At 65.7% G+C, this 7,563-nt stretch carries 10 protein-coding genes; 7 read left to right on the top strand and 3 right to left on the bottom strand.

From position 1 onward, the window contains the following. Positions 1-27 precede the first annotated feature (27 nt). The 3 genes from DYI24_RS17095 to DYI24_RS17085 all read left to right on the top strand — a co-directional run bounded on the left by DYI24_RS17095 (position 28) and on the right by DYI24_RS17085 (position 1,913). Positions 28-219, top strand: a complete 192-nt coding sequence (locus tag DYI24_RS17095; RefSeq protein ID WP_107345008.1) for a hypothetical protein — start codon at positions 28-30, stop codon at positions 217-219. A gap of 178 nt (positions 220-397) precedes the next feature. Next, positions 398-1,456 (top strand): hypothetical protein, encoded by a 1,059-nt coding sequence (locus DYI24_RS17090; RefSeq protein ID WP_164573152.1) that lies wholly within the window; start codon positions 398-400, stop codon positions 1,454-1,456. A 37-nt stretch (positions 1,457-1,493) separates the two neighbouring features. After that, positions 1,494-1,913, top strand: a complete 420-nt coding sequence (locus DYI24_RS17085; protein WP_107345006.1) for a DUF1489 family protein — start codon at positions 1,494-1,496, stop codon at positions 1,911-1,913. 15 nt (positions 1,914-1,928) lie between these two features. On the opposite strand, the gene panC is transcribed toward DYI24_RS17085, so the two are convergent. Both panC and DYI24_RS28565 read right to left on the bottom strand, forming a co-directional pair. After that, positions 1,929-2,780, bottom strand: coding sequence for a pantoate--beta-alanine ligase (gene panC, locus DYI24_RS17080; protein ID WP_164573151.1), 852 nt, complete (start codon positions 2,778-2,780; stop codon positions 1,929-1,931). Between the two features lie 67 nt (positions 2,781-2,847). After that, positions 2,848-2,973 (bottom strand): hypothetical protein, encoded by a 126-nt coding sequence (locus DYI24_RS28565; RefSeq protein WP_283810870.1) that lies wholly within the window; start codon positions 2,971-2,973, stop codon positions 2,848-2,850. Between the two features lie 63 nt (positions 2,974-3,036). Between DYI24_RS28565 and DYI24_RS17075 the strand changes: the two genes are divergently transcribed. The 4 genes from DYI24_RS17075 to DYI24_RS17060 all read left to right on the top strand — a co-directional run bounded on the left by DYI24_RS17075 (position 3,037) and on the right by DYI24_RS17060 (position 6,664). Beyond that, entirely contained in the window at positions 3,037-3,960 is a 924-nt protein-coding gene (locus DYI24_RS17075; RefSeq protein WP_164573150.1) for a division plane positioning ATPase MipZ, read from the top strand. 274 nt (positions 3,961-4,234) lie between these two features. After that, positions 4,235-5,062 (top strand): alpha/beta fold hydrolase, encoded by an 828-nt coding sequence (locus tag DYI24_RS17070; RefSeq protein ID WP_164573149.1) that lies wholly within the window; start codon positions 4,235-4,237, stop codon positions 5,060-5,062. A 77-nt stretch (positions 5,063-5,139) separates the two neighbouring features. Beyond that, the gene (locus DYI24_RS17065; RefSeq protein WP_164573148.1) at positions 5,140-5,880 is read left to right on the top strand and encodes a vWA domain-containing protein; all 741 of its coding nucleotides are present in this window, start codon (positions 5,140-5,142) and stop codon (positions 5,878-5,880) included. A 55-nt stretch (positions 5,881-5,935) separates the two neighbouring features. Continuing rightward, complete coding sequence (locus tag DYI24_RS17060) at positions 5,936-6,664, top strand: DnaJ domain-containing protein (RefSeq protein WP_164573147.1); 729 nt, start codon at positions 5,936-5,938, stop codon at positions 6,662-6,664. A gap of 292 nt (positions 6,665-6,956) precedes the next feature. On the opposite strand, the gene DYI24_RS17055 is transcribed toward DYI24_RS17060, so the two are convergent. After that, positions 6,957-7,563, bottom strand: a 607-nt coding sequence (locus tag DYI24_RS17055) for an SPOR domain-containing protein (RefSeq protein WP_164573146.1), incomplete at its 5' end; no start/stop codon positions are given.

Below are 7,563 nucleotides of genomic sequence, written 5' to 3'. Positions count from 1 at the left end.
GTATTCAAGTGGCGCAGGAGTTGAGCGTTGAAGCACAAGTTCGTGGTAGGTGAATCCGTCTATTTTACCGCCAGCAACGTTGCCCGTCCGGCAGCCAGCGGTATGTACGAAATCGTCCGGCTGCTCCCGACCGATGGGTCTGATTGCCAGTATCGTATCAAGAATATCTCCGAGGCGTTCGAACGAGTCGCCAAGGAGAGCCAGCTCAGCATCTGCTGAGCCCCGCATCGTCTTTCTTCCAAAGACATAACAGCCTCTGAGATCATCATCGCTGTCCTGACGTCCCTTCGGGGGCAGGGGACAGCGATCTCGGGGCCGCGTTTCGCCAAGTCTTGCGCCCATTTTGGTCGTAAAGCCGGTGTTGACTCGCCGGATCGGCGCTCAGGGGACAACGCGCATGGATTGGGCTGCTTGGTCGACTTGGCTCGACCAGATTCTGCATTCACCAAATTTTCCGATGTGGGCCACCGTCGCGGTTGCGGCATTCGTGGCGCTGCTGGTGCTGATCACGTTGCTGCGGGCCGACAAGTCGGTCGCCAACGGCGCGCTGGTTGCGATCACCATCGGCGCGATCGGTCTGGCCGGCTATTCGGCGTTTCGCGGCTTCGGCAGCTCGGGGAACGGGCAGGCCTCCGGAGAGGCACGCGATCCGATTGCCAAGGCGATGCCGGCATTGGCCTGCGTCGACGACCTGGCCGGCGATATGGTTCTGGCAGCCTGCGAGAAGGCGCTGTTCAGTTCGCCCGAGACCGTCGCGGCCGCGGTGTCCTATGCATCGGCCCGGCTGGCGCGGCTCACCGCCCTCGGTGACGTCGCCGCCGCCGACAAGCAGATGACGCCGGAGCTGGCCCGGCTGCGCCGCGCGATCGAGCGCGACCGCTATGGGCTGATTGCCTATGTGCTGTCGTCGCAGGACCGCTGCCAACCGACCGACTGCGCGGCATTCCGGTCGCTCACCGATTCCAGCCGGATCGCGGCGAATATCGGCGACCATCTCTACGAGACCACCCTGACCCGTTACGCGCCGAGCTGGGGCGGGCTGCCGATGACCGCGGCCGGCGCAGGTTCGGCGCCGGCCGCCGCTGCTACACTCCCCGTTCCGGGCACGCCGGCGCTCGCCGGCGTCACCGAAGCACCCAGCGGTAAGCCGACGGATATCGACTTCCCAACCTCGGCCTCAATTCCGCCCGTCAGCATCATGACGGAGCCCGCGCCGGCAAAGCCGGCGGCGGCTGCCGCTGCCGCTGCCCACGGCGCAGCCGCCAACGCCAAGAGCGCCCCGGCGGCCAAGAAGCCCCCGGCGCCGCCGGCTGCGGCCCAGGCGTCGGCCACCCACAATGCTGCCGGTGCGGCTGCCGCCAATCCTCCGCCCGCCAAGAGGCCGCCCGCTCCACCGAAACCGAAGCAGCCCGCGCCGGTCCAGCTTGCGCCGGAAGAGGCACCCGCGGAAAACTGACGGCGGCATTCTTCAGGAAGCGAGACAGTCGACCTCAATGGCTCTGCATTTGATCAAGCTCGCGGTGGGCTGCGAGTCGGTGAAGGATCTGACCGAGCGGGTGGCGGAGCGCGCCAGATCGGGTGGGCGGCATATCCACATCACCCGCATGGTGCCGAAGCGCGATGCGGAGTTGCTCGACGGCGGCTCGCTGTATTGGGTGATCCGCGGTGAAATCGCGGCGCGCGAAAGGCTGATTGCAATCGAGCCGTTTCGCGACGGCGACGGCATCAGCCGTTGCCGCCTGGTGCTGGAGCCGGAGGTGCACCCGGTCAGCCCGCGGCCGATGCGGGCGTTCCAGGGCTGGCGCTATCTCACCGCATCCGATGCGCCGCAGGACCTCGGCAAGGCCGCCGAGGGGATCGCGGCGATGCCGGAAACGATGCGCCGCGAGCTGCGCGAACTCGGGCTGCTGTAGGCGCGGCTATCCGCCTTAAACCGCGATATTATCGATCAGCCGGGTTTTGCCGAGCTTGGCGGCGACCAGCAGCCGGATCGGACCTTGCTTGGGCGATTTGATCGGCGCCAGCGTCTCGGCGTGGCGCGCTTCCAGGTAGTCGAGCACGAAGCCTGCTTCGGTGATCAGCTCGGCGCCCGCGGTCAGCGACGACTCGATGCTCTTGCCCGCCTTGATCCGCTTCGCGACCTCTTTCATCGCCCGGTACAGCGTCGGCGCAACCGCGCGCTCTTCGGCCGACAGATAGACGTTGCGCGACGACATCGCGAGGCCGTCGCGCTCGCGCACCGTCGGTGCGCCAATCACCTTGACGCCGAGGTCGAGATCGGCGGCCATCCGCGTCACCACGCGGAGCTGCTGGAAGTCCTTCGAGCCGAAGATCGCGACGTCCGGCCGGCACTGGATGAACAGCTTGCCGACCACGGTGGTGACGCCGCCGAAGAAGTGCGGGCGGAAGCGGTCTTCGAGGCCGGCGACGGCGGGGCCATCGGTCGAGATCTTGGAGGCGAAGCCGTCCGGGTACATCACCTTGACGTCTGGATTCCAGATCAGGTCGACGTTCTCTCCCGCGAGCTTGGAGGCATCAGCCTTGAAGGTCCGCGGATACGAGCCGAAGTCCTCGTGCGGGGCGAACTGCGTCGGGTTCACGAACACCGAGACCACCACCTTGTCGGCGCGCCGTTTCGCCAGGCGCACCAGCGACAGGTGCCCGTCGTGCAGCGCGCCCATGGTCGGCACCAACGCCACGCTGGCGTTGCGCTTGCGCAGCTCGGCAAGCGCGCGGCGAAGGGCGGGGAGAGTGCGGGCGACAACGGGAGGACGGGACATCGAAGGCTCGATCGCGGTCAGCGGAGACAAGCCGCTCCAGGCGGCGGCGGAAAGGAATCCGATCTTATCAAGCCCCGGCGCTGACCGCCACCAGGGCGGCCTGCTGCGGAGGCAGCACGTTAAGCTTGATCGCGACCATCAGGCGCGCCGCGGATTCATGATGAAGCGCGAAGCCGCTTCCGTCGCGGCCCATCTTACGCAATTTGCTTGACCCTCGACATGGCCGATTTGAAGATCGGCGACGAAAGGGAGATCGATGCTGATTGAGGCCCCCGAAAGTCAGTCCGGCTCGGCGCGCGTGATTGTGCTCGGCAACGAGAAGGGCGGCTCCGGAAAATCGACGCTGGCGCTGCACATCGCGGTGGCGCTGTTGAAGGCTGGTCAGCGGGTCGCGACCATCGATCTCGATTGTCGGCAGCGCAGCTTTACCCGCTACATCGCCAATCGCCAGGCTTGGTCGCAGCACGCGCGGCTCGATCTCGAACTGCCGAACCATTGCTGCCTGACCCTCGGCGAGACCATGCAGGTCGCCGACAATGAGGCCGACGAGTTTAAGCAATTCGCCGACGCCGTCGCAGCCGTCGAACACGATCACGACTTCATCGTGATCGATACGCCGGGCTCGGATAGTTATCTGATGCGGCTGGCGCATTCGATGGCCGATACGCTGGTCACGCCGATCAACGACAGCTTCCTCGATTTCGATGTCCTCGGCGGTGTCGATCCCACGACCTTCGAAGTCACCGGCGCAAGTCACTACGCGGAGATGGTGATCGATGCGCGGCGCCGGCGTCGCCAGCTCGACGGATCGGACACCGACTGGATCGTGGTGCGCAACCGGCTGTCGACAATCGGATCACGAAATAACCGGATGGTCGCCGCCGGCCTGAAAGAACTGGCGATGCGGATCGGCTTTCGGCCGCTCGACGGCTTTGCCGAACGGGTGGTGTATCGCGAGTTCTTTCCGCGCGGCCTGACGGCGCTCGACAACCTCGATGCCGCGACGCTCGGGACGCGTCCGAGCATGGGGCACGTCACCGCGCGCGAGGAGGTGACGGATCTGCTGCGCCGGCTGAAGCTGCCACTCGACGAGCGCGGCCGCCGCCGTGCCGCCAACCGCGCCGAGTGGTTCGCTCAGGCCGGGACGCCGCTCGAACTGCACGACATCGTCGGCGTGTAGTTCAAATTTTACCCAATCCTCTTCATTCTTTGGTCGGACATCAAAGCGGCACGCGCAGTCATCCGATGTCGCTGCCGCACCCTCCGGAGAAATTTCGAATTCGTACAACCCATTGAACGGCGAAAACTATTCCGATCGGCCGCGGCTTTGTGCAGTTGCACAAGGAGGGGGCGCAGATCCGCTAATCTTTGATCTTCCTGTCATATGACTGTGATTTATAGTCGTATGGTCGATCATCCTGGGCATGGGGCTACTGATCGACTCAGGATGGATGATGACCCGCGGAATAACAGTTCTGCTGGCGCTGTGCCTCGTCTCGGCCGTCGCTTACTTCACCGCCTCGAAATGGGCGATCCGGCATCAGACGCTGACGTTCTACGATGCTTCGCGTCAGCGGCCGGTCGAGATCGACATCGCAGTTCGCCGTGACAAGGAGATGCAGGCCGAAGGCGGCCTCGCGGAGCTCCCGGTTGCGGTCCTCAATCACGGCAACACCGTCAAGTTCACCGAGTACTCGTTCCTTGCCAATCTGTTCGCCGCGCGTGGCTATCTGGCGATCAGCATTCAGCACGATCTGCCGACTGACGGGCCGCTGGTAACCAAGGTCGGAGAGCCTTATGTCGGCCGGCTACCGGTGTATGAGAAGGGCGTCGCCAATATCGACTTCGCCGTTACGCAGCTGAAGACCATTCTGCCGAACGCCGACTATCACCACCTCACCATGGTCGGGCATTCCAACGGCGGCGACATTTCGATGTACTACGCCCATCTGCATCCCGAGCTGATCCGGCGGGTGGTGACGCTGGATAATCTGCGGGTGCCGTTCATGATCGACGGCAAGTTCAAGACGCTGACGTTCCGGTCCGAAGATCCGGTGTTCAAGACCGACCCCGGCGTGGTGCCGGCGCAGGAGGTCTGCGACAAGGCCGGCATCACGGTGGTCAACACCCAGTTTCAGCACACCGAGATGAGCGATCGCGGGCCGACGAGCGTCAAGAATGCGATCGCGGAGTCCCTCGACCGTTTCCTCGACGATGGTACCGCATCGATCAAGCCGAAGCCGGTGCCGCGCGGCCCGAGCGCGGTGGCCTCGGCCAAATAGGGAAGCCACCGCTGGCGGGCGTTGACGCCTCATCCCGCCGTCTCCACATAGGTCTCGCTGTTCCAGAGCGAGCCCTGATGTCCCGCGAGCCGACCTCAACTCCATCCCAGACGACCGTCCGCGACAACGGCACGGCGACGCCTGCGCCGTCGTCATCCGCGGAGATTGCAGCCTTCGTCGCGAAGGCGCGCGCGATGGCGCCGAATGCCGCTGGCGCCCGCGGCCGCCTGGTGTTCGCGCTCGATGCCACGATGAGCCGGCAGCCGACCTGGGACATGGCCTGCGCGCTGCAGGCCGACATGTTCCGTGAGGCAGAGGCGCTCGGCAGTCTCGATATCCGCCTGGTGTACTATCGCGGCTTCAACGAGTGCCGGGCCTCGACCTGGATCTCGTCGAGCGCCGAACTGGCGCGGCTGATGGGCAAGATCGATTGCCGCGGTGGGCATACCCAGATCGGCCGCGTGCTGGCCGATGCCCGCAAGGAGGCGATCGCCGCCGGTGTCCGCGCCATCGTGTTCGTCGGCGACGCCATGGAAGAGCAGGCCGACGATCTCTGCGCCAAGGCGGGCGAGCTCGGTATGCTCAAGGTCCCGGTGTTCGTGTTTCAGGAGGGCGTCGATCCGGTCGCCGAGCAGACGTTTCGCGAGATCGCGAGGCTGAGCGGTGGGGCGTGGTGTCGCTTCGACCCGGGCGCTGCGGCGCAGCTCCGCGAGCTGCTGCGCGCCGCTGCTGCGTATGCGGCCGGCGGGCGGGAGGCGCTGCAGCGGCTGGCCGCGAGCGGCGGCGGCGCCGCGCTGCTGCTCGGGCAGATGCGATAACTGCGCGGAAACCGGCGGCGGTGCTTTTTCCCGGCGACCAACTTATATTCCGGCCATGCCTACGTTGATTGCCGGCGCTATCGCCGTTTTCGTGCTCTACACGCTGCTGCAGATGTTCCGGTCGGCCAACCCGGCGGTGCTGGCGCGGGCGCTGAAAATTGCCGGCGGGATCGTCACCCTGGCGGCTGCCCTGTTTACCGGCGTCAAGGGCGAGCTCGCGGTCGCAATCCCGCTTGGCCTGTTCGGCGCCGGGCTGCTCGGCTGGACGCCGCTGCAGAATGCCGGCTTCGGCAACATCGGCGGCTTGTTCGGAGGGCTCGGCGGGCGCTCGCGGGGACAGGCCTCGACGGTGCGGTCGCAGTATCTGGAAATGGTGCTGGACCACGACAGCGGTTCGATGACCGGGCGGATCCTGGCCGGCCCCAATGCCGGCCGCTCGCTCGACGAATTCGACCTCGGCCAGCTCGCGGCGATGCTGGCCGGCTTCGATGCCGAGAGCTGTGCTCTACTTGAAAGCTATCTGGACCGCCGGTTTCCCGCTTGGCGTCAGAACGCGCATGGAGATGCGGCAGGGGGGCAGCGTCGCCAGGCGTCGGGCAGCAAAATGACGACCGAGGAAGCCTATGAGATCCTTGGCCTGCAGCCGGGAGCGGGGCCGGACGAGATCGGACGCGCCCACCGCACCCTCATGAAGAAATTGCATCCCGACCAAGGGGGGTCGACGTACCTTGCCGCCCGGGTAAACGCGGCCAAGGATACCTTGCTTCGAACGCATCGCAGCTAACTCCAGCAACGCAACTTTACGCTACAGACTGCGAGTGCCCTGATCCCGAATTGACGCCTCGGGTTGCCCGCCGCTTCGGCGTGGCTGTTGATTCAACTTTTATCGATCAATCCTTGACGAGTGGTTTCGCCGTGTTCCCGTCGTGCGAGATCGTCGGGTCGATGCCGTGCGCGGCGTTGGAGAGCGTGAGCTCCGCATCTTCCGCCAAGTCTCCAGCGGCGCTCTGAGGCCAAACGAAAAACGCGGCCGGGAGGGCCCGGCCGCGTTCGTGTTCTTCGAGATATCCGAAAGATCAGTTCTTGATGGTGAAGCAGGAGATGTCGGAGCGCTTCAGCTTGCGGCACACCGCCTCAGCTTCATCACGTTCCAGGCCAGCGAAGCGGGCGCGATACAGCTTGCGGTCGCCCCGGGTGGTCACGGTCTCGGTAAACGGATCGGCCTTGCCGAGCAGGCCGCTGGCGTGCTCGCGGGCAGCTTCGAGGCGCTTGCGGGCTTCCGGCTCGCTTTCCAGCGCGCCGACCTGGATGATCCAGCCGCTGTGGGCGACACTCTTGATCGCGCCGTTCTGCTGAACCGCCGGAGCAGCCGGGGTCGGAGCCGCCGGAGCGGGGTCGGCATAGGCCATCGCCTGAGAGTGCTTCGGCGCCATGTTGCCGGGCAGCACGCCGAGGATGCCCTGGCCGGTGCCGTGGCCAGCCGGCTGCTGGATCGCTTCGGGGCGGGCTTCGACACGAGCGACCGCGGCGTTGGAAGTTTCGGCCGGATCCTGGCGGGGCGACGGGATGGCGTTGGTGACGGGAGGGGCGGCGACAGCAGAAGCGAGCTTGATCGGGGCGGATTTGACCTGGACGGTCTTAACCCGGACCGGCTTCATCGGCTCGGCCGAGCCGGGAATGATC

Origin of the sequence: Rhodopseudomonas sp. BR0C11, from assembly GCF_010820945.1 — a bacterium.
Lineage (GTDB): Bacteria > Pseudomonadota > Alphaproteobacteria > Rhizobiales > Xanthobacteraceae > Rhodopseudomonas > Rhodopseudomonas palustris_H.
The sequence above is the reverse complement of the archived record's forward strand: the minus strand, read 5'-3'. Positions and strand labels throughout refer to the sequence as shown.

Coding starts and splice junctions, on each gene's coding strand:
- DYI24_RS28565 (WP_283810870.1), bottom strand. CDS start 2,973: ATGGGCCGCGACGGAAGCGGCTTCGCGCTTCATCATGAATCCGCGGCG.
- DYI24_RS17075 (WP_164573150.1), top strand. CDS start 3,037: ATGCTGATTGAGGCCCCCGAAAGTCAGTCCGGCTCGGCGCGCGTGATT.
- DYI24_RS17090 (WP_164573152.1), top strand. CDS start 398: ATGGATTGGGCTGCTTGGTCGACTTGGCTCGACCAGATTCTGCATTCA.
- DYI24_RS17070 (WP_164573149.1), top strand. CDS start 4,235: ATGACCCGCGGAATAACAGTTCTGCTGGCGCTGTGCCTCGTCTCGGCC.
- panC (WP_164573151.1), bottom strand. CDS start 2,780: ATGTCCCGTCCTCCCGTTGTCGCCCGCACTCTCCCCGCCCTTCGCCGC.
- DYI24_RS17065 (WP_164573148.1), top strand. CDS start 5,140: ATGTCCCGCGAGCCGACCTCAACTCCATCCCAGACGACCGTCCGCGAC.
- DYI24_RS17060 (WP_164573147.1), top strand. CDS start 5,936: ATGCCTACGTTGATTGCCGGCGCTATCGCCGTTTTCGTGCTCTACACG.
- DYI24_RS17085 (WP_107345006.1), top strand. CDS start 1,494: ATGGCTCTGCATTTGATCAAGCTCGCGGTGGGCTGCGAGTCGGTGAAG.